The organism is Anaplasma phagocytophilum (genome assembly GCF_023476575.1).
GTDB lineage: Bacteria > Pseudomonadota > Alphaproteobacteria > Rickettsiales > Anaplasmataceae > Anaplasma > Anaplasma phagocytophilum_A.
The window spans coordinates 1-926 of sequence record NZ_JAHLEX010000177.1 but is presented as its reverse complement, the minus strand read 5'-3'; the positions used below and the strand labels follow the sequence as shown (position 1 = coordinate 926).

Sequence of the window (926 nt, the reverse complement as noted above, 5' to 3'; positions counted from 1 at the left end):
GCCACAGCAGCAGGTGCATTAGCTCTTATAGAAGCAGGTGTTGATGCTGTAAAAGTTGGAATCGGACCGGGCTCAATATGCACGACTCGCATAGTAACAGGAGTGGGAGTGCCGCAGTTTACTGCTATACGCAATGTCGCCGCTGTCTGTAAAGATGCCGGAGTCGGAGTAATAGCAGATGGTGGCATTAAGCACTCTGGCGACATAGCAAAGTCCATTGCTGCCGGTGCGGATGTTGTGATGATAGGTTCCATTTTCGCTGGAACTGATGAAAGTCCTGGAAATACCGTCATATACAACGGAAGAGCATATAAATGCTATAGAGGCATGGGCTCGGTAATGGCCATGAAGGAAGGTGCTAGCGATCGCTACTTCCAAGACACTAGTACTAAATTCATTCCTGAAGGCGTTGAAGGCAGGGTACCTTTTAAAGGCGCTGCTTCGGAAGTAATTTATCAGCTTGTAGGCGGCTTGCGATCCTCTATGGGATATACTGGCAATCGAACTATCGCTGAGATGAAACAAAATTGTCAATTCACAGTTATTACTTCTGCGGGCTTGCAGGAAAGTCACGTACATGGAGTAACGATAACTCAAGAGACTCCTAACTATCACCCTCCATTTCAACAATCGCAGTAGCGAGAGTATCTGTGAGTACTGAACATGGTTTTTAGAGAGCTTATAGAATATAAAGTCTCACGCAGATCTCCCCACCTTTGTGGTTAGGCGTAGACCGCTGGATATAGAGCATATCAGTCCAGTACTAAGAGAGCACAATGTAGACTTGGTTTGTCTTGCAGGCTTCATGAGCATACTTCCTGAAAAGTTTGTTACGGATTGGCATACCAAGATAATTAACATTCACCCTTCACTGCTCCCATCTTTTAAGGGGTTGAATGCTCAGGAACAAGCATATAGAGCAGGTG

Annotated in this window: 1 protein-coding gene and 1 pseudogene; both read left to right on the top strand. The window is 45.7% G+C overall.

Annotated elements, in window-relative coordinates; translation table 11 throughout:
* Positions 1-639, top strand: a 639-nt coding sequence (locus KPX09_RS05430; protein ID WP_249549325.1) for an IMP dehydrogenase, incomplete at its 5' end; no start/stop codon positions are given.
* Between the two features lie 67 nt (positions 640-706).
* Positions 707-926: pseudogene (locus KPX09_RS05425) on the top strand (formyltransferase family protein); the annotation flags it as partial.